Here is an 18,428-nt window from a genome sequence, read left to right as displayed (position 1 = left end):
CCACTTCAGTCACTTGACCAGCGCTCGACGAAGCCGTCGAACCGCTCGGCCGGTTGCGACCAATCGGCGACCACCTTCTCGACGCGCCCGGGCGTCCCGCCGCCTTCCAGGAGCTGCAGCAGCTTCTCGGCCGCCGCGCGCGGTCCCTGGGCGACCACCCGCACCCGGCCGTCGTCCTGGTTCGCCGCGTACCCCGCCAGCCCCAACTCCAGCGCCCGGCAGCGGGTCCACCAGCGAAAACCCACCCCCTGGACCATGCCGTGCACCCAGGCGGTGAGCCGGACGTCAGGATCCGACATCCGCGACCCCGAAGTTGACCGTCGTGCCCGACTTCAGCGTCCGGCCCACCGTGCAGACCAGGTCGATGGCCCGGTTGACCACCACCAGCAGGCGCTGCTTCTCGTCGTCGGACAGCCCCGACAGGTCGAGCTCGAGCGTCTCCTCGAGCAGCGGATAGCGTTCCTGCTCGCGGTCGGCCGGGCCGGACACCCTGACCACCGCGTTGTAGTCGTCGCCGAGCCGGCGGGCCAGCGGCTCGTCGCTGGCCATCCCGCTGCACGCCGCGAGGGCGATCTTGAGCAGCTCGCCCGGGGTGAACACGCCGTCGACGTCCACGGAGCCGACGAGTACCCGCGCGCCCCGCGAGCTGTGTCCGGTGTAGCGGCGCGACCCGGTGCGCTCGACCCACAGTTCGGTCATGCCTTCTTTCTACCGGCCTGCCAGGCCGGCGGGCATACTGCCTTCCATGGCCACCGTCGTCGCGTTCCACGCGCACCCGGACGACAAGGTGATCCTCACCGGCGGCACGCTCGCGCGGGCGGCGGCAGACGGGCATCGCGTGGTTCTGGTCACGGCGACCGACGGGCGCGTGCACGACGACGATCCCCTGCGGTTACACGAATTACATTCGAGCGCAAGCATTCTCGGGGCACACCGGGTCGAGTGTCTGGGCTACGCCGACAGCGGCTACGGTCCCGACTTCTACCCCGATCCGCCCGGACGGGTCGGGTTCGCGCGAGCGGACGTCGACGAGGCGGCGCAGCGGCTGACCGACATACTTCGCGACGAAGGCGCGGACCTGCTGCTGAGCTACGAGCCCAACGGCGGCTACGGCCATCGGGATCATGTGCAGGTGCATCACGTCGGCAAGCGGGCCGCGGAGCTGGCAGCGACCCCGCGAGTGCTCGAGGCGACAATGCCGCGCGAATTGCTGTGCCGCACCAGCGATCTGGCACACCTGCTACGGCTACCGGCACCGTACGAGCCGGACATCGTGCCCACCGCGTACGCGCCGCGGGCGACCATCACCCACCGCATCAACGTCTTTCGTTTCGCGCGTCAGAAGCGTGACGCGTTTGCCGCCCACCGATCGCAGATCGGCAACTCCGGCCTGGCCGCGCACCTGTTCGGCGTACTGCTTCGGCTGCCGCCCCACGTCTTCGGCCTGATATTTCCGTGCGAGTGGTTCGTGGACCCGGCCGCACCCGCGGGGACCGCCCGCCGGGACATCTTCGATTGACTGCCGCCGCGGGGCCTCCGCCGATTGGCGCGAGAGTGCGGTTAGCGACGCGTTTCGCGAGAAGAGGCGTCGGTAGGTGCACTCTCGCGGGGACTACCGCGCGGCCGTGGCTGGCATCGCGGGCAGTAGAACGACGAGCGATTCATGAACCTCTCCCGGCACATGACCGCGCCGCACCGCCGGCAGGCCTGGCCCTCGCGGCCGTAGGCGTCCAGCGAGCGGTCGAAGTAGCCCGACTCGCCGTTGACGTTGACGTACAGCGAATCGAACGACGTCCCGCCCTCGGCCAGCGCCTCGCGCATCACCTCGGCGGCAGCGTCCAGGACGCCGCCGAGCTGGCGGCGCGTCAGCGTGGCGGCGACCCGCGAACCGTGCACCCCGGCCCGCCACAGCGCCTCGTCGGCGTAGATGTTGCCGATGCCCGACACTACCTGCTGATCGAGGAGCTGCCGCTTGATCTCGGAATGCTTGCGCCGCAACACCTTTACCACGGCGTCGGCATCGAATAAGGGGTCCAGCGGGTCGCGCGCCAGGTGGGCGACGGGCTGCGGCACCACGCTGCCGTCCACGGTCACCAGATCGGCGAGCATCCATCCGCCGAAGGTCCGCTGGTCGGCGAAGCTCAGCACAGTCCCGTCGTCGAGCAGCGCGGAGATGCGCACATGGTCGGCGCGCGGGACGGCGCCCAGCAGCATCTGCCCGCTCATGCCGAGGTGCACGACGAGCGCCGCATCCGGGCCGTCGAGCAGCAGCCACAGGTACTTGCCGCGCCGGTCGGTTCCGGTGATCCGCGCGTCGAGCAGCCGGGCGGTCAGGTCGGCGGGCCCGGCCTCGTGGCGGCGCACGGCGCGGGGATGGTGGACCCGGACAGCCGTGATCGTCTTGCCCACCACATGGGCCTGCAAGCCGCGACGCACCACCTCGACTTCGGGCAGTTCGGGCATTCAGGCGGACGCCATCTAGTTGGACGCCGCGGTGTCCAGCGCTTCCAGCGCCTTCCAGGTCGCGGCGGCGGCCTTTTGCTCCGCCTCCTTCTTGGACCGGCCCACGCCCGACCCGTATTCGGTCTCCATCACGACCACGACGGCGGTGAATTCCTTGTCGTGATCCGGGCCGGTGGACGTGACCACATAGGACGGAGCTCCCATGCCGCGGGCGGCGGTCAGCTCCTGCAAGCTGGTCTTCCAGTCCAGGCCGGCGCCCAGCGTGGGCGCGGCGTCCAGCAGCGGGCCGAACAGCCGCAGGATCACGGCGCGCGCGGTTTCGATCCCGTGCTGCAAATAGATGGCGCCCAGCAGCGATTCCATGCCGTCGGCAAGGATGCTGGACTTGTCGGCCCCGCCGGTGTTCGCCTCGCCGCGCCCCAGCAGCAGGTGCGCCCCGAGCCCGCCCTCGGCCAGGTTCCGCGCCACGTCGGCCAGCGCCTGGGTGTTGACCACGCTCGCCCGCAGTTTGGCCAGGTCGCCTTCCGTGCGGTCGGGGTGACGGTGGTAGAGCTCGTCGGTGACGGTCAGCCCCAGGACGGCGTCGCCGAGGAACTCCAGCCGCTCGTTGGTCGGCAGCCCGCCGTGCTCGTAGGCGTAGCTGCGGTGGGTCAGCGCCAGCGAGAGCAGCTCGTCGGGCAGCTCGACGCCGAGCGCGTCGAGCAGGACTTGCCGAGAGGTCACCGCTCGCCCCGCCCGGGGTCCAGCTTCCCCGCCAGCTTGGCCCACCGCGGGTCGATGCGGTCGTGATGATGGCCCGGCTCGGCGGCCAGCGGAATGCCGCAGTCGGGACACAGTCCCGGGCAATCCGGCCTGCACACGGGCGCGAACGGAAGCTCCAGGCCGACGGCGTCGATGATGGGCTGCTCGAGGTCGATGATGTCGTCGACGATGTGGCCGACCTCGTCCTCCTCGGTGGTCGCCTCGGTCGTGCTGTCCGGGTACGCGAAGAGTTCGGTCAACCCGACCTGCACGCGCCCGCTGACCTCGGTCAGGCAGCGCGCGCACTCGCCGACCGTCGGACCGGCCACCGTCCCGGTGACCAGCACTCCCTCCGACACCGACTCGACCCGCAGGTCAAGTTCCAGCGGGGCGCCGCGTTCGATCGCGATCAGGTCCAGCCCGATGCGCAACGGGCTGGCCACGGTGTCGCGCAGGGTGACCATCGCCCCCGGACGTCGCCCCAGCCGGGTGATGTCGACCCTCATCGGCGACGTCGGATGGTGGTGCTTTTGGTGCTGCGTCGTGGTGCCGTGCTGCCGCGCCATAGGAGAAATCCTACGGCGCGCCCGGCATGACGCGAGGGCCTAACGCGTCGCGTAGTCGTGCGTCCCGGCCGCCGTGCGCAGCTGGTGGCGACCGCGGCCCACGGAACGCAGGGTGCCGTTGAGGAACTCCTCGAACTCGGCGAGTTTGTTGTCGACGTAGATGTCGCACTCGCCGCGCAGCCGGTCGGCCTCCGCGTGGGCCATGTCGACGAGGCGGGTGGCCTCGGCGTTGGCCGCCTCCACCACGCTGTTCTGCGAGACCAGGCGCTGCTGTTCCTTGATGCCCTCCTGCACGGCCTTCTCGTAGGAGATGTTGCCGTTCTCGATCAGCCGGTCGGCTTCGGCCTGGGCCCGGCCGACGCTGGCTTCGTACTCGCGCTTGGCCGCCGTGGCGATGCGGATCGACTCCTCGCGAGCCTCTCCGACCATCCGCTCGCTGTGCTGGCGGGCCTCGTTCACCATGCGGTCTGCCTGCGCCTTCGCGTCGGAAAGGATGCGGTCGGCCTCCGCGCGGGCGTGGTTGAGCATCGACTCCGACTCGGTGGTCGCCGAGGACACCATGGACTCCGCGTGCGTCTTGGCGTCGTGCAGCATCGAATCGCGCGCGTCGAGCACATCCTGGGCGTCGTCCAGCTCGCCGGGGATCGCGTCCTTGATGTCGTCGATCAGCTCCAACACGTCACCGCGGGGCACCACACAGCCGGCCGTCATCGGCACGCCGCGGGCTTCCTCGACGATGGCGCCCAATTCGTCCAGCGCTTCAAACACTCGATACACGGCCATGCCTCCTGGCTTTTTACAAGGATCCTGTTGTTACCAGTGTGCCTGGTGTTACGTCTGTGACAGCGGTGGCGAGACGGGTGTGTCGGGTTCGCCGGCCGAGGGAACCGAGAAGCCCCAGCATATGGGAGGTTTACCCGCTCGTTATGTCCATATTTGCGGCGGCGCCGGAGGTGGCGAAGGCCGGTTATTTTGCGGCCAGTATAGGGGCCCTTGCCGGGGTCGATCCGTTCGCTGCGGCGCCGCGGCGGACGGCCACCTATCGTTTGCCCCAGTCCCATCGCGGCGTTGTCAGCAGGCTCTGGCCGGTGATGCGGGTCTCGCCGAAGTCCTTGTACAGCTCGATGCCGACCGCCGCGTCCTGCAGGAATCCCAGCAGCGAACGCGAATGCGTGACGACTACCACCTGGGTCTGCGACGCCGCCGCGCGGATCAGCGACGCCAGCGGACCCACCAGGCTCGGGTGCAGGGAGGTTTCGGGCTCGTTGAGCACCATCAGCGACGGCGCCTGCGGGCTCAGCAGGGCGGCGGCCCACAGGAGAAACCGCAGGGTCCCGTCGGACAACTCGGCCGCCCGCAGCGGGCGCAGCATGCCGCGCTGGCGCAGCTGGAGGTCGAACAGCCCGTCGTTGACGACGACCGAGACCGACGCGCCGTCGAACGTGTCGGCGACGATGCGGCTCAAGTCATCGATTTCCGCCTCGATGATCGTCTGGATGGCGGCGGCCAGATCATGGCCGTCATCGGAGAGCACCGGTTTGCGGGTACCCACCTGCGGGCGCCGCGCGGGTGCCTCGGCGTCGACCCGGAAGCCGTCGTAGAAGCGCCAGCCGCGCAGCCGCTCACGCACGGCGGCGAGTTCCGGAAGCGCTTGCGGGTTGGCGTATTCCGCCAGCATGCTGCGATACGACGGCAGCGTTCGGCAGAGCTCGTCGAAACCACTGCCCGATCGCGCGCTGACTTCGGCGAAATCGCGTGTCCTGCGCACCAGCGTGGTCGCCGCCCGCAATACCGGGCCGACGAACAACGCCTCTCGCTTGATCTCGGGGTCACGCGCGAAGGCCGAACGGGCCCGGCCGGTCGACTGCGGAAGCCCGAGATCGACGAGGTAGCCGAAATCGTCTGCGGCGAAGCCGAGTTCGAGTGACACGGGCCGGTTGTTGTGTGCGGTTCCTTGCGCCTTTCCCGTCCGACGGGCGGCGCCGAGTTGTTCGGGCCCGGCCCACAGCACGGATTGCAGGCCGCCCTCGCGGGCCAGCGATCCGATCACCTCGCCGCGACCACAATCGGCCAGCAGTCGCAGCGCGCGATACAGCGACGACTTCCCGACGCCGTTTTCGCCCGTGATGATCGACAGCGGGCCCAGTGGCAGGATTACTTCCCGCAGTGAGCGGTACCCGCGGATCGCCACCGTTTGCAACACGCGCCCGACTCTAACTTCGCCGGCCGACAGCACGCGGGATATACCCTGATATACCCCTGCCGGGTATGATCACCCGGAGCATCGCCGCACGACGAACCGGAGCGGAGGACCAGTGAACAGGTTGCTACCGGCGATCGGACACGCGTTGCAGCTCGCGGGATCGATGACGTGGGAGATCACCTGGGCGCTGATCCTGGGGTTTGCGCTGTCGGCCGTGGTCCAGGCCGTGGTGCGCCGTTCGACGATCGTGGGCCTGCTGGGCGACGACCGGCCCCGCACGCTGGCGGTGGCGGCGGGGCTGGGGGCCGCGTCGTCGTCATGCTCCTATGCCGCGGTGGCCCTGGCCCGATCGCTGTTCCGCAAGGGCGCCAACTTCACCGCCGCCATGGCGTTCGAGATCGGTTCCACCAACCTCGTGGTGGAGCTGGGCATCATCCTGGCCCTGCTGATGGGATGGCAGTTCACCGCGGCGGAGTTCGTCGGCGGCCCGCTGATGATCGTCGTGCTGGCCGTGCTGTTCCGGCTGTTCGTGCGGTCGGGCCTGATCGACGCCGCGCGCGAGCAGGCCGAGCGGGGAGTCGCCGGCTCGATGGAAGGCCATGCCGCCATGGACATGTCGATCAAGGGGGACGGCTCGTTCTGGCGGCGGCTGCTCTCCGCGCGGGGCTTCACCTCGGTTTCGCATGTGTTCGTCATGGAGTGGCTGGCGATCCTGCGTGACCTCGTGCTGGGCCTGTTGATCGCTGGCGCCATCGCGGCGTGGGTTCCCGAAAGCTTTTGGCAGAGCTTCTTTTTGGCCAGTCATCCCGGCTGGGCGGCGTTGTGGGGCCCGATCGTGGGGCCCGTCGTGGCGATCGTGTCATTCGTCTGTTCGATCGGCAATGTGCCTCTGGCCGCGGTGCTTTGGAACGGGGGCATCAGCTTCGGCGGCGTCATCGCGTTCATCTTCGCCGACCTGATCATCCTGCCGATCCTGAACATCTACCGGAAGTACTACGGTGTCAAGATGGCGCTGGCGCTGCTGGGAACCTTCTACCTCGCGATGGTCGCGGCCGGATACCTGGTCGAATTGCTTTTCGGCACAGCCAATCTCATCCCCGGATCGCGCAACGCCACCGTCGTGGAGGCGCAGATCTCGTGGAACTACACCACCTGGCTCAACATCGCCTTCCTCGTCGGCGCGGCAATCCTGGTCGTGCGGTTCATCACCTCGGGCGGGCTTCCGATGGTGCGCATGATGGGCGGCTCCCCCGAGCCGGATCAACGCGATCACAGCTGTCACTAGCTGCGGGCGTACGTCAGCCCCGGCCGCCGGAGAGCTTCTCGCGGAATCGCCGGTTGACCGGTTCGGGCAGCAGCTCCGACACGTCACCGCCGAGCATCGCGACCTCCTTGGCCAGCGACGACGACACGAACGAATACCGCGGCGCGGTCGCCACGAAGAAGGTGTCGACACCGGCGATGTGCTTGTTCATCTGTGCCATCTGCAGCTCGTACTCGAAGTCGGTGCCGGTGCGCAAACCCTTGACGATCGCCGTCATCCCGCGCGACCTGACGAAGTCGACGACCAGGCCCTGCCCGACCTCGACCCGCAGGTTCGGCAGGTGCGTGGTGGACTCCTGGATCATCGCGACGCGCTCGTCGATGCCGAACATGCCCTCCTTGGCGGGGTTGGTCAGGATCGCGACCACCACCTCGTCGAACTGGGAACAGGCGCGTTCGAAGACGTCGATGTGGCCCAGCGTCACCGGGTCGAACGATCCGGGACATACAGCGCCGCTCATGACCCGCGCCGGCGACGATGCAGACGATGGGGAGGAGCGGCGCGCATGACCACTGACGGTACACGCCGGCTCACAACCGCTCGGCCAGCTCCAGACGGGTGTCGCCATAGACCCGCGAGGGCCACGACGACCAGCCGGCCGGCCAGTTCAGCGGTGGGCCCCCGGCCGCGCGCTCGACGACCGCGACCGTCCCCTCGCGCACCCAGCCGTGCGTGGCCAGCGCGGCCAGGACGGCCTCGACCTCGGCGGGCCGGAAGTCGTAGGGCGGGTCGGCCAGCACCAGGTCCACCGGGCCGGGGCTGCCGGCCGCCAGCACCGCGGCGACCGGTCCTCGCCGCAGGGTCGCTCCCGGCAGGCCCAACGTCTCGATGTTGCGCGCGATGACGGCGGCGCTGCGCGGGTCGGACTCGACGAAAAGCGCCGACGCCGCGCCGCGGGACAGCGCCTCGAGCCCCAGCGCCCCCGAACCGGCGTAGAGGTCCAGCACCGCCAACCCGCTCAGGTCGCGCCGCGCGGTCACGATGTTGAACAGCGACTCCCGCACCCGATCGGTGGTCGGCCGGGTCCCCCGCGGCGGGACGGCGATGCGCCGCCCCCCGGCGCTGCCGCCGATGATCCGGGTCACGCGCGGGCGTTCACCACAGCGTCGACCAGTAATTCCAGAACCGCACCATGATCAGCAGGAAAACCGCGGTGAACCACAGCGCGGCGATCGACCATCGCCATTCGAACAACACCCGCGCCGCGCCGCCGTCCCGAAGCGCCGGGCGAAAGACGATCGACCCGACCACCACCAGCAGCGAGATGGTGGCCGCCCAGACCACCATGCAGTACGGGCACAACGCCCCGATTCGGTACAGGCTCTGGAAGATCAGCCAGTGCACGAACACCGCGCCGACGAACGTCCCGATGCCCAGCCCCACCCAATACCATTGGGGCAACGACACTTTCGCCACCGCGAGCACGCCGGTGACCACGACCACCGTGAAGCCCCCGATGCCCAGCAGCGGGTTGGGGAAACCCAGCAGGGATGCCTGCGGGGTGACCATCACCGATCCGCACGACAGGATCGGGTTGATGTTGCACGACGGCACGTACGACGGGTTGAGCAGCAGGTCGATCTTCTCCACCGTCAGCGTCACTGAGGCCAGCAGGCCGATCGCGCCGGAGATCAGCACCCACCACGCGCTGAGCACCGGCACCGGCGGCGCGGCGGGCTCGGCTGACACCGCGACCGTCGCTACGCGGCGGCGGGGGCGACGGCGGTGTCTATGCCCGGCACGTCGCCCACGATGGTTTTGATCTTGGCGACCAGCGCCTCCGGTGTCGACCACTCATAGTTCTCGCCGTTGATCTTGATCGTCGGGGTTGCGGTGATGTTTGCCGCCGCGGCCTCACCGGTGACCTTGGAGAGATACTTTCCGCTGTTGATGCAGTCCGGGACCTTGCCCACCACACCGGCTTCGCGGGCCAGTTCGATCAGTTTCGCGTTGTCGGGAAAGCTGCTGCCGCGCTCGTCGGGCTGGATGCGGCTGGTGAACAGCGCCGTGTGGAAACGGCGGAACGCATCCGTGGACTCGTCGGCGACGCACAGCGCGGCCGCGCCCGCCCGCGACGAATAGTTGTGGTTCTTCTGGCTGTCGAGGATGGCGACCATTGAGTAGTCGGCCGCGATCGCGCCGGCGTCGATGAGCTTGGACACCGTTGGTCCGAAGGTGCGCTCGAAGTTACCGCAGGCCGGGCACAGGAAGTCCTCGTAGAAGGACACCACGGCCTTGGGGTTGGAGGTTCCGGGCTGGGTCACCAGCTTGCTCGACGTCACCCGCACGGTGTCGCCCTGGCCGGTGGCGCCACCCTTCTTGTTGTTGTGCGTCATGACGATGTAGGCCACGATCGCGACCAGCAGGATCACGACGAAGGCGGTGCCGCCGATCTGGAACAGCCGGCCGGATTTGCCGCTGCCGGACTTCATGTCGAGTCGGGGGGGACGGTTGGGTTTGTCGGCCACTGGTTCGCTGATCCTTCGGTGCGGGCGGGTGCGCGTGTCGGGCGACGGCGCCTCTACCTTACCGGCGGGACATTACCGGCGGTCGGGCGATCAGGCCCGGCTCAGGTGGGCGCGCAGCGCCGAGATCAGTTCGCTGGTCGCCACGGCGCTGCCGCCGCCGAGCGGGAACAGGTTGGCGAAGCCGTGGGTCAGCGAACGCATGCACCGCAGGTCCACCGCGGTCCCGGCGGAGCGCAGCGCCGCCGCGTAGCTCTCGCCCTCGTCCCGCAGCGGGTCGAAGCCCGCGACCGCGATCAGCGCCGGCGCCAGCCCCGACAGCGACTCGGCCAGCAGCGGCGACACCCGCGGATCCGTCCGGTCGAGCGGCGAGCGCCGCAGGTATTGCGACTCGAACCAGTCCATGTCGCGCTTGGTCAGCAGGAAGCCGCGGGCGAACAGGCTCAGTGACCGGGTCTGCGCGGTGAAATCGGTCCGCGGATAGAGCAGCCACTGCAGCACGGGTGCGGGGCCGCCCTCGTCGCGCGCCAGCTGGCACACGACGGCGGCGAGGTTGCCGCCGGCGCTGTCCCCGCCCACCGCGACGCGCCCGGGAATCGCACCGAGTTCGCCGGCGTGCTCGCAGGCCCAGCGGAAGGCGGCGTGGGCGTCCTCGACCGCTGCCGGCGCCGCGTGCTCGGGAGCCAGCCGGTAGTCGACCGACAACACGTGGATGCCGGCGTCGCGGGAGGTCAGCCGGCACAGCGCGTCGTGGGTGTCCAGGTCGCCGATCGACCAGCCCCCACCGTGATAGAAGACCAGCAGGGGCGTGGCCGCGCCGTTGGGTGGACGGTAGTGCCGGGCCGCGATCTCACCACCGGGCCCGGGCAGCTTGATCTCGTCGACCTCGACGTGGATCTGCGGACCGGGAAAGCTCATGGTCGTCTCGCGTATCTGGGCGCGGGAGGCGGCCGGGTCGTCGTCGATCACCAGGCCGTCGATGCCGGCGAGGCGCTGGCCCGTCAGCATCAGCTGCAGCGTGGGATCCAGCGTGTTGCCGTCGATCATGACCCGGCGGCCACGGACCAGCATCCGCTGGGCGGCCGTCGGGATCCACGGGATGACCTTGACGCCGGCGGTGGTGATCACGCCCTGCATGCGGCTGGTCCATCCGGTCGCCGGACGTTTCGCTCCGGGATCCAGGTTCCGCGCGCCTGGCAGACTTTGTGTCATGGCAGCTCCCTTGGTGACGCTGAATGACGGTAACTCGATCCCCGCCGTCGGGCTCGGAGTCTTCCAGATACCGCCGGCAGACACCGAACAGGCGGTGAGCGCCGCCCTGCGTGCCGGTTACCGACATATCGACACGGCCGCGGCTTACCGCAACGAGCGGGAGACCGGGCGCGCGGTTGCCGACTCCGATGTGCCGCGCGACCAACTGTACGTGGTGACCAAGTTGGCGAATCCGGACCAGGGCTACGACAGCACGCTGAGGGCGTTCGACGCCAGCATGGACCGGCTCGGCCTCGACTATCTCGACCTCTACCTGATCCACTGGCCGCAGCCCGCGCTGAACAAGTTCGTCGACACCTTCAAGGCGTTCGCCCACCTGCGCGACCAGGGCCGGATCCGCTCCATCGGGGTCAGCAATTTCGAGCCCGAGCACCTCACCGTTCTCATCGATGCCACCGGCATCGTTCCGGCGGTCAACCAGATCGAATTGCATCCCCGATTCACGCAAAAGGAATTGCGCGAGGTGCACGCCCAGCGCGGCATCGCAACCGTGGCGTGGGCGCCGCTGGGCCAGGGAGCGCTGCTGACCCACCCGATGATCACCGCCGTCGCCGCGGAATGCGGACGCACGGCCGCCCAGGTGCTGATTCGATGGCATCTGCAACTCGGTAATATCGTTATCCCCAAGTCGGTCAACCCCTCACGGATAGCGAGCAACATCGACGTGTTCGATTTCGAACTCAGCGCCAATGAAATGGCGACGATCTCCTCGCTCGACGACGGAACCCGACTTGGTCCGAATCCACGAACCTTCAATTTCGCAGGTAGGTGAATCACGTTGACTGGCGAGTCGGGCACCGCCATACCCTCGATAGCTCTCAATGACGAGAACACCATGCCGGTGCTCGGCCTGGGCGTCGCCGATCTATCCGACGACGAGGCCGAACGCGCCGTGTCGGCGGCGCTGCAGATGGGCTGCCGGCTCATCGACACCGCCGCGGCCTACGGCAACGAGGCCGGAGTCGGCCGCGCGATCGCGGCCTCCGGGATTCCGCGCGCCGAACTGTTCGTCACCACCAAGCTGGCCACCGCCGACCAGGGTATGAAGGCGGCGATGGACGCCTGCAGCGCCAGCCTGGAGCGGCTCGGCCTGGACTACGTCGACCTGTACCTGATTCACTGGCCGGCCCCGTCACTGGGCAACTATGTGAACTCCTTCGGCGGCATGATCCAGTCCCGCGGCGACGGCCAGGCCCGTTCGATCGGCGTCTCCAATTTCACCGAGGAGTACCTGACGACGGTCATCGACCTCAGCTTTGTCACCCCGGCCGTCAACCAGATCGAGCTGCACCCGCTGCTCAACCAGGACGCGCTGCGCAAGGTCAACGCGCAGCACAACGTCGTCACCCAGTCCTACACGCCGCTGGCCCTGGGCAAGTTGCTGGACAACCCGACGGTCACCTCGGTCGCCGGCGAGTACGGCAAGACGCCCGCGCAGGTGCTGCTGCGGTGGAACGTGCAACTGGGCAACTCGGTCGTCTTCCGCTCCACCAAACCCGAGCACATCGCCGGCAACCTGGACATCTTCGACTTCGAGTTGGCCGCCGAGCACATGAACGCCATCAACGGCCTCAACGACGGCACCCGCCTGCGCCCGGACCCGGACACCTACGACGGCTCCTGATCGTCACCCCGCCGGGCAGGTGGCGGCGGCCCGGCGTAGCACGTCCGACGACGGCTGATCGACCGGCAGCTGGTAGCCGCGCAGCACGGCGATGAACTGCATGGCGTACTGGCAATGGAATGCGGCGTTCGGCGGCATCCACTGCGCCGGCGGTGAGTCGCCCTTGTCCTGGTTGGCCTGGCCCTCGACGGCCAGCAGATTGGCCGGGTCGTTGGCAAACCGCACCCGCTCGGGCTCCGGCCAGCCGAAGGCCCCCATGTCCCAGGCGTAGGCGAGCGGCACGATGTGGTCGATCTGCACCGATTCGCCGACCTTGGCGCCGCGCTGGAACGCGATCGTGGTGTTGGTGTACGGGTCGTGCAGCGTCCCGGTGGCCACCGCGTCCGGGCAACGCTTGATCGACACATACGTCTTGTCGACGAGATCGCGGTCGAGGATGTCGTCGCGGGTGTCGCACCCGTTGTGCCCGAGCGGGGCATCGTTGTCGTCCGTCCAGGCGTCCCCGAACGCGGCCCGGCGGTAGTCGTAGCGGTGGGCCCGCTGCGGCAGCACGGCGATGCCCGCCAGCACGTCGGCGCCGGGCGCCACCGTCGGAACGTCTGCGCGGGCGGCGATCTCGGCGCGCCGGTCCGCCGACGACCCCAGCGTCTGGTAGGCGACCAGCACCGCGAGCACCGCCGCGACCGACAACCACAGCAGCACCCTCCGGTTCATGACTTGTCCAAATATTCGATGCGGTCGGTGTCGGTGAATCGTGCTGCAAGCAAAGCCAATTCGGGGTTCGACGGATCCCGTTCGTAGCTCTGGGCGCAGATGTCGCGGGCGGCCTCGATGTAGGTTCCGTGCTCCGCCAGCGACAGCAGCCGCAGCGTCACCGCCCGGCCGGATTGGTTGCGGCCCAGCACATCTCCTTCGCGGCGCTCCTTGAGATCCAGCTCGGCGAGGGCGAACCCGTCCATGGTCGCGGCGACGGCGCGCAGCCGCCGGCCGGCCTGCGAGTCCGCGGAAACCCAGCTGGCCAGCAGGCACAGGCTCGGATGCTCGCCGCGGCCGATGCGCCCGCGCAGCTGATGCAGCTGGCTGATACCGAACCGGTCGGCGTCCATCACCAGCATCACCGTGGCGTTGGGAACGTCGACGCCGACCTCGATGACGGTGGTGCACACCAGCACATCGACGGACCCCGCGCGAAAGGCGGCCATCGCGGCATCCTTCTCGTCGGCCGACAACCGACCGTGCATCAGCGCCAGCCGCAGGTCGGCCAGCTCGTGCGAGCGCAGCCGGTCGAAGAGTCCCACCGCCGTCGCCGAAGGCCTGCGGCCCTCCTCGTTGTTTTCGGTGTCGTCGGTCTCGTCGATCCGGGGTGCCACCACATAAACCTGGCGGCCCGCCGAGACCTCCTCGACGATGCGATGCCACGCACGGCCGAGCCACGCGGGTTTGTCGCCGACGAAGATGACGTTGGTGGCGATCGGCTGGCGCCCCCGCGGAAGCTCGCGCAGCGTCGAGGTCTCCAGGTCGCCGTACACCGTGAGCGCCACGGTGCGCGGGATCGGCGTCGCGGTCATCACCAGCAGATGCGGGGTGGTGCCCGCACGAGCCTTGGCGCGCAATTGATCTCGCTGTTCGACACCGAACCGATGCTGTTCGTCCACCACCACCATGCCGAGGTTGTGAAAGTCCACCGCGTCCTGCAGTAGCGCGTGGGTGCCGACGACGATGCCGGCCCGGCCGCCGGCCACCTCGTCGCGCACCCCCTTTTTCTGCGCGGCGCTCATCGAGCCGGTCAGCAGCGCCACCCGGGTCGCGTTGTCCGCCCCGCCCAGCTGGCCCGCCATCGCCAACTCGCCCAGGACGTCGCAGATCGAGCGGAGATGTTGCGCCGCAAGCACTTCCGTTGGGGCGAGCAACGCGCACTGGTAACCCGCGTCGACCATCTGCAGCATCGCCAGCACCGCGACGATGGTCTTGCCGGAGCCGACCTCACCCTGCAGCAGACGGTTCATCGGGCGGGTCGCCGCCAACCCGTCGGACAGCACGTCGAGCACCTCACGCTGTCCCCCCGTCAGCTCGAAGGGCAACCGCCGCAACAACTCCGCCTTCAGCCCGTCCTGCCGCGGCGGCGCCGGCGGGCCCGACTCGGACAGCTCACCGTGGCGACGGGCGACCAGCGCCCATTGCAGCCCGACCGCCTCGTCGAACGTCAACCGCTCACGGGCCCTTTGCCGTTCGCGCTCGTCCTCGGAGAGATGGATCGCGCGCAGCGCCTCGTCCTCGGGGATCAGGCCGAGCCGGGCGCGCAGTTCCGCGGGCAGCGGATCGGGCACCGGGTCGAGGACGTCGAGCACCTGGCGCATGCACGCGAAGATGTCCCAGCTCTGCAGCCTCGCGCTGGCCGGATAGATCGGGAAGAAGCGGCCCTCGTACGCCGAGGTCACCTCCTCGCTGCTGACGGCGTGCGACGCGGTGGCGATCTTTTTCAGCGAGCGCGTGCCGTAACTCTTGCCGCCCGGCGACTCGAGGATGAGAAACGCCGGATGGGTCAGTTGCATCGCCCCGTGGTAATAACCGATCTCCCCGGAGAGCATCACCTTCGCCTCTTTGACGAGGTCCTTCTTGAGGTAGTTCGCGTTGAAGAACGTCGCGGTCACCTTGGCGCGGCCGGAGCCGACGGTGATGCGGTGACACATCCGCTTGCGGTCTCTCTTCATCGGGAACGTCTCCGTCGCGGTGATCGTGTCGACGATGGTGATGTGCTGGCCCTCTTCCGGCCGCTCGTCACCGGCGCCCCAGCGCGCCGCGCCCTCGGTGTAGCTGCGCGGGTAGTGGCGCAGCAGGTCGTCGACGGTGCGGATGCCGAACACCTCGTCGAGCAGGGGCACGATCTTGCCGCCCACGACGTAGTCAAGCCGGTCGGACAGCGACGCCACGGCTACTCGACCCCGATCAGCAGGACGTCGCCGCGGTGGCCGGTCCGGTAGGTCATCAGCTCGGTGCCCGGGTGATGGTCGTGCACATGGTCCTGCAGGATGTCGCCCACGGCGACGGCGTCGATCCCGGCGCCTATCAGCACCGTCACCAGGTCGCCGCCCGACGCCAGCAGCAGGTCCAGCAGGCCGATCGCCGCCCCGGCCACGTCGGGGGCCACGAACAGCACCTCGTCGCCCGCGATGCCCAGGCCGTCACCGGGCTGGCAGCGACCGGCCCAGGTCAGCGCGCTTTCGGTCGCGACGCGCACCGACCCGTGCCGGGCGGCCCCGGCGGCGCGGGCCATGGTGTAGCCGTCGTCGACGGCCTGCCGGCCCGATTCGTGCACGGCCAGCGCCGCCAGCCCCTGCACCATCGACCCGGTCGGTATCGGCACCACGTCGATGCCCCACCCGATCGCGGTCGTGCAGCCGGCGACCAGCTCCTCGGCGGCCACATAGCCGTTGGGCAGCACCATCACCTGCGCGGCGCCGGTGTCGACCACGGCCCGCACCAGCCGGTGGGCGCTGACGTCGCCGGCCGGGTCGCCCGCCTCGGGATCCGGTCGCAGCACGCAGGCGCCCTCCGCGGCGAACAGCTCGGCGGCGCCGTCGCCGTCGACCACGGCCAGGACCGCCCTCTCCCGGGTCCAGCTCCCCGCCGGCAGGCCGGTGACGCCCGAGCTCAGGGCCGAGACGACGATCCGGCTCGGCCGCCCGGCCGCCAGGCCCGCCTCCACCGCGGCGCCCGCGTCGTCGGTGTGCACGTGCACCGAGTAGGTGCCGTGGGTCGTCGCGGGCGCGATGGCCACCGAATCGCCCAATTCGCCGAGGCGGTCGCGCAGCGCGTCCGCCCGGGCGGGATCGCAGGCGTCCAGCCGGTACATCACCTCGAACTGCGGCGCGGGACGTTCGGTGGGGGCCTGCGGCTGCGGCGCGCGCGGCGCCAGCTCGTACACCGTGCGGGCGGGCGCCTGCCCGCTGATGGTCGAGCGCAGCGCGTCCAGCAGGACCAGCAGGCCCCGCCCGCCGGCGTCGACCGCGCCGGCGTCGGCGAGCACGTCGAGCTGTTCGGTGGTTTTCTCCAGCGCGATCACCGCCGCGTCGCCGGCGGCGGTGACCGCCTGGGCCAGCCCGTCGCCCGCACACTCCTCGACCGCCTCGGCGGCGGCCCGCAACACCGAGACGATGGTTCCCGGGATCTCTTGCCCGCCCATCGAGGCGATCACCAGGCCGACGCCGCGGTGCAGCGCGGCCGCCAGGGTCGCGGCGTCCATCTCGGGCAACTCGCCGCCGGACTCGGCGGCCGCGGCGGCGGCGACGTCGGCGATGCCGCGCAGGATCTGGGAGAGGATCACGCCGGAATTGCCGCGGGCGCCGTTGAGCGCGCCGGCCGACAGCGCGCCCGCGACCCGCGCGATGCAGCCGGGGCCCCCGTCGGCGCGCGCGTTGGCCTCCGCCAGGGCGGAGCGCATGGTGAACAGCATGTTGGCGCCGGTGTCGGCGTCGGCGACCGGGAACACGTTGAGCCGGTTGATCTCGTCGATGTGGGTGATCAGGTCGCCGACGGCGGTGTGCGCCCAGTCGCGCAGGGTCACCGCGTCCAACACACGAGTGCTCAGGTGACCCACCTCCTCGGAGCCTCGTTCGGGCCCGCTCCCGAACGGCGCCAGCGTAGCCCGCCGGCGAGGCCGGACCGCCCCATTGAGCCTAGCCAGCGGGGACGACAGTGCCGGTCGGCGCCGTCGGGCGCGTTTTGGTGGTTGCGCGCAGGAGTCGGTATCCTGGGCGGGCCCGGTCAGCCCGGGCGTTCCGGCCCGTACAGATCGATCCCGAGTGCCGGACCCCGAAATTTGAGGAGCTTGAACAATGGCCGCTGTGTGCGATATCTGCGGGAAAGGCCCCGGCTTCGGCAAGTCGGTGTCGCACTCCCACCGCCGCACCAGCCGCCGGTGGGACCCCAACGTCCAGACCGTGCACGTCGTGACCCGCCCGGGCGGTAACAAGCAGCGCATCAACGCCTGCACGTCCTGCATCAAGGCCGGCAAGGTCGTCCGCGGCTAACAGCCGGTCAGGGCAGCCGCCAATCGACCGGCTCGGCGCCCATGCCGGCGAGCAGTTCGTTGGCGCGGCTGAAGGGACGCGAACCGAAGAACCCCCGCGACGCCGACAGCGGCGAGGGGTGCGGCGACTCGATTGCCACGCAACTTCCCTCGGCCAGTATCGGTTTGAGCGTCGACGCGTCGCGGCCCCACAGGATGGCCACCAGCGGCCGCGACCGCGCCGCCAGCGCGCGGATCGCGCATTCGGTGACCTCCTCCCAGCCCTTGCCCCGATGCGACGCCGGATTGCTGGGGCGCACCGTGAGCACCCTGTTCAACAGCAGCACACCGCGCTGCGCCCAGGGCGTGAGGTCGCCGCACGACGGCTGGGGATACCCCAGGTCGTTGGTGTACTCCTCGAAGATGTTGGCCAGGCTCCGCGGCAGCGGACGCACCTCGGGCGCCACCGAAAAGCTCAGGCCCACAGCGTGTCCCGGCGTCGGGTAGGGGTCCTGCCCGACGATCAGCACCCGGACCTCGTCGAACGGAAAGGTGAAGGCGCGCAACACGTTCGGGCCGGCCGGCAGGTATCTGCGCCCCGCGGCGATCTCGGCCCGCAGGAACTGCCCCATGCGGGCCACCTGCTCGGCCACCGGCTCCAGCGCGGCCGCCCAGCCCTTTTCCACGAGCTCGTGCAGCGGTCGCGCGCTCACGCCAGCCCCTGCACCAGCAGCACCACCGTGTCGGCGCCGGTGAATCTCA

Annotated in this window: 21 protein-coding genes; 5 read left to right on the top strand and 16 right to left on the bottom strand. The window is 69.6% G+C overall.

Annotated elements, in window-relative coordinates:
• Nucleotides 1–5: 5 nt before the first annotated feature.
• Both OQ968_RS21450 and OQ968_RS21445 read right to left on the bottom strand, forming a co-directional pair.
• Nucleotides 6–299 (bottom strand): acylphosphatase, encoded by a 294-nt coding sequence (locus tag OQ968_RS21450; protein WP_324681286.1) that lies wholly within the window; start codon nt 297–299, stop codon nt 6–8.
• Complete coding sequence (locus OQ968_RS21445) at nt 286–699, bottom strand: OsmC family protein (protein WP_324681285.1); 414 nt, start codon at nt 697–699, stop codon at nt 286–288. Before OQ968_RS21445 ends, OQ968_RS21450 begins: the two co-directional genes overlap by 14 nt.
• Before the next feature lie 46 nt (nt 700–745).
• On the opposite strand from OQ968_RS21445, the gene OQ968_RS21440 reads away from it, so the two are divergent.
• Nucleotides 746–1,519: a PIG-L deacetylase family protein gene (locus OQ968_RS21440; RefSeq protein ID WP_324681284.1), complete on the top strand. Its 774-nt coding sequence runs from the start codon at nt 746–748 to the stop codon at nt 1,517–1,519.
• Nucleotides 1,520–1,560: 41 nt separating this feature from the next.
• Here OQ968_RS21440 and mutM read toward each other — a convergent pair whose 3' ends face one another.
• From mutM to OQ968_RS21415, 5 genes are all read right to left on the bottom strand, one after another.
• A complete protein-coding gene (gene mutM, locus OQ968_RS21435) occupies nt 1,561–2,463 on the bottom strand; it encodes a DNA-formamidopyrimidine glycosylase (protein WP_324681283.1) in 903 nt (300 codons plus the stop codon).
• Between the two features lie 15 nt (nt 2,464–2,478).
• Complete coding sequence (gene rnc, locus OQ968_RS21430; RefSeq protein ID WP_324681282.1) at nt 2,479–3,186, bottom strand: ribonuclease III; 708 nt, start codon at nt 3,184–3,186, stop codon at nt 2,479–2,481.
• Complete coding sequence (locus OQ968_RS21425) at nt 3,183–3,770, bottom strand: DUF177 domain-containing protein (protein WP_324681281.1); 588 nt, start codon at nt 3,768–3,770, stop codon at nt 3,183–3,185. Before OQ968_RS21425 ends, rnc begins: the two co-directional genes overlap by 4 nt.
• Before the next feature lie 39 nt (nt 3,771–3,809).
• Entirely contained in the window at nt 3,810–4,547 is a 738-nt protein-coding gene (gene sepIVA, locus OQ968_RS21420; RefSeq protein ID WP_324681307.1) for a cell division protein SepIVA, read from the bottom strand.
• A 262-nt stretch (nt 4,548–4,809) separates the two neighbouring features.
• Nucleotides 4,810–5,973, bottom strand: coding sequence for an AAA family ATPase (locus OQ968_RS21415; RefSeq protein WP_324681280.1), 1,164 nt, complete (start codon nt 5,971–5,973; stop codon nt 4,810–4,812).
• A 112-nt stretch (nt 5,974–6,085) separates the two neighbouring features.
• Here OQ968_RS21415 and OQ968_RS21410 point away from each other — a divergent pair, with 112 nt between their 5' ends.
• Complete coding sequence (locus tag OQ968_RS21410; RefSeq protein ID WP_324681279.1) at nt 6,086–7,258, top strand: permease; 1,173 nt, start codon at nt 6,086–6,088, stop codon at nt 7,256–7,258.
• Between the two features lie 13 nt (nt 7,259–7,271).
• Here OQ968_RS21410 and coaD read toward each other — a convergent pair whose 3' ends face one another.
• The 5 genes from coaD to OQ968_RS21385 all read right to left on the bottom strand — a co-directional run bounded on the left by coaD (nt 7,272) and on the right by OQ968_RS21385 (nt 10,974).
• Nucleotides 7,272–7,757 carry a pantetheine-phosphate adenylyltransferase gene (gene coaD / locus OQ968_RS21405; protein WP_324681278.1) on the bottom strand — a complete coding sequence of 162 codons (486 nt, stop codon included), beginning with the start codon at nt 7,755–7,757 and terminating at the stop codon, nt 7,272–7,274.
• A 70-nt stretch (nt 7,758–7,827) separates the two neighbouring features.
• Nucleotides 7,828–8,382 carry a 16S rRNA (guanine(966)-N(2))-methyltransferase RsmD gene (rsmD, locus tag OQ968_RS21400; RefSeq protein ID WP_324681277.1) on the bottom strand — a complete coding sequence of 185 codons (555 nt, stop codon included), beginning with the start codon at nt 8,380–8,382 and terminating at the stop codon, nt 7,828–7,830.
• A 10-nt stretch (nt 8,383–8,392) separates the two neighbouring features.
• Complete coding sequence (locus tag OQ968_RS21395) at nt 8,393–8,986, bottom strand: vitamin K epoxide reductase family protein (protein ID WP_324681276.1); 594 nt, start codon at nt 8,984–8,986, stop codon at nt 8,393–8,395.
• A gap of 11 nt (nt 8,987–8,997) precedes the next feature.
• Nucleotides 8,998–9,765, bottom strand: coding sequence for a DsbA family protein (locus OQ968_RS21390; RefSeq protein WP_324681275.1), 768 nt, complete (start codon nt 9,763–9,765; stop codon nt 8,998–9,000).
• Nucleotides 9,766–9,855: 90 nt separating this feature from the next.
• A complete protein-coding gene (locus OQ968_RS21385) occupies nt 9,856–10,974 on the bottom strand; it encodes an alpha/beta hydrolase (RefSeq protein WP_324681274.1) in 1,119 nt (372 codons plus the stop codon).
• Here OQ968_RS21385 and OQ968_RS21380 point away from each other — a divergent pair.
• A complete protein-coding gene (locus tag OQ968_RS21380; protein ID WP_324681273.1) occupies nt 10,973–11,806 on the top strand; it encodes an aldo/keto reductase in 834 nt (277 codons plus the stop codon). The genes OQ968_RS21385 and OQ968_RS21380 overlap by 2 nt on opposite strands.
• A gap of 6 nt (nt 11,807–11,812) precedes the next feature.
• Nucleotides 11,813–12,658 (top strand): aldo/keto reductase, encoded by an 846-nt coding sequence (locus OQ968_RS21375; protein ID WP_324681272.1) that lies wholly within the window; start codon nt 11,813–11,815, stop codon nt 12,656–12,658.
• 3 nt (nt 12,659–12,661) lie between these two features.
• Here the strand turns inward: OQ968_RS21375 and OQ968_RS21370 are convergent, their stop codons facing one another.
• The 3 genes from OQ968_RS21370 to OQ968_RS21360 are packed head-to-tail and all read right to left on the bottom strand — an operon-like array spanning nt 12,662 to nt 17,231.
• Complete coding sequence (locus tag OQ968_RS21370) at nt 12,662–13,372, bottom strand: HNH endonuclease family protein (RefSeq protein ID WP_324681271.1); 711 nt, start codon at nt 13,370–13,372, stop codon at nt 12,662–12,664.
• Complete coding sequence (recG, locus tag OQ968_RS21365; RefSeq protein ID WP_324681270.1) at nt 13,369–15,588, bottom strand: ATP-dependent DNA helicase RecG; 2,220 nt, start codon at nt 15,586–15,588, stop codon at nt 13,369–13,371. The genes OQ968_RS21370 and recG overlap by 4 nt, the downstream gene beginning before the upstream one ends.
• A gap of 2 nt (nt 15,589–15,590) precedes the next feature.
• Nucleotides 15,591–17,231: a DAK2 domain-containing protein gene (locus tag OQ968_RS21360; protein WP_420715972.1), complete on the bottom strand. Its 1,641-nt coding sequence runs from the start codon at nt 17,229–17,231 to the stop codon at nt 15,591–15,593.
• Between the two features lie 262 nt (nt 17,232–17,493).
• On the opposite strand from OQ968_RS21360, the gene rpmB reads away from it, so the two are divergent.
• Nucleotides 17,494–17,688, top strand: coding sequence for a 50S ribosomal protein L28 (rpmB, locus tag OQ968_RS21355; protein ID WP_076125869.1), 195 nt, complete (start codon nt 17,494–17,496; stop codon nt 17,686–17,688).
• Nucleotides 17,689–17,695: 7 nt separating this feature from the next.
• Here rpmB and OQ968_RS21350 read toward each other — a convergent pair whose 3' ends face one another.
• Nucleotides 17,696–18,379 (bottom strand): uracil-DNA glycosylase, encoded by a 684-nt coding sequence (locus tag OQ968_RS21350; protein WP_324681268.1) that lies wholly within the window; start codon nt 18,377–18,379, stop codon nt 17,696–17,698.
• Nucleotides 18,380–18,428: the final 49 nt, after the last annotated feature.

This window comes from Mycobacterium sp. 663a-19, from assembly GCF_035616495.1.
GTDB lineage: Bacteria > Actinomycetota > Actinomycetes > Mycobacteriales > Mycobacteriaceae > Mycobacterium.
The sequence above is the reverse complement of the archived record's forward strand: the minus strand, read 5'-3'. Positions and strand labels throughout refer to the sequence as shown.

Coding starts and splice junctions, on each gene's coding strand:
- OQ968_RS21450 (WP_324681286.1), bottom strand. CDS start 299: ATGTCGGATCCTGACGTCCGGCTCACCGCCTGGGTGCACGGCATGGTC.
- OQ968_RS21445 (WP_324681285.1), bottom strand. CDS start 699: ATGACCGAACTGTGGGTCGAGCGCACCGGGTCGCGCCGCTACACCGGA.
- OQ968_RS21440 (WP_324681284.1), top strand. CDS start 746: ATGGCCACCGTCGTCGCGTTCCACGCGCACCCGGACGACAAGGTGATC.
- mutM (WP_324681283.1), bottom strand. CDS start 2,463: ATGCCCGAACTGCCCGAAGTCGAGGTGGTGCGTCGCGGCTTGCAGGCC.
- OQ968_RS21425 (WP_324681281.1), bottom strand. CDS start 3,770: ATGGCGCGGCAGCACGGCACCACGACGCAGCACCAAAAGCACCACCAT.
- coaD (WP_324681278.1), bottom strand. CDS start 7,757: ATGAGCGGCGCTGTATGTCCCGGATCGTTCGACCCGGTGACGCTGGGC.
- OQ968_RS21380 (WP_324681273.1), top strand. CDS start 10,973: ATGGCAGCTCCCTTGGTGACGCTGAATGACGGTAACTCGATCCCCGCC.
- OQ968_RS21385 (WP_324681274.1), bottom strand. CDS start 10,974: ATGACACAAAGTCTGCCAGGCGCGCGGAACCTGGATCCCGGAGCGAAA.
- OQ968_RS21370 (WP_324681271.1), bottom strand. CDS start 13,372: ATGAACCGGAGGGTGCTGCTGTGGTTGTCGGTCGCGGCGGTGCTCGCG.
- rpmB (WP_076125869.1), top strand. CDS start 17,494: ATGGCCGCTGTGTGCGATATCTGCGGGAAAGGCCCCGGCTTCGGCAAG.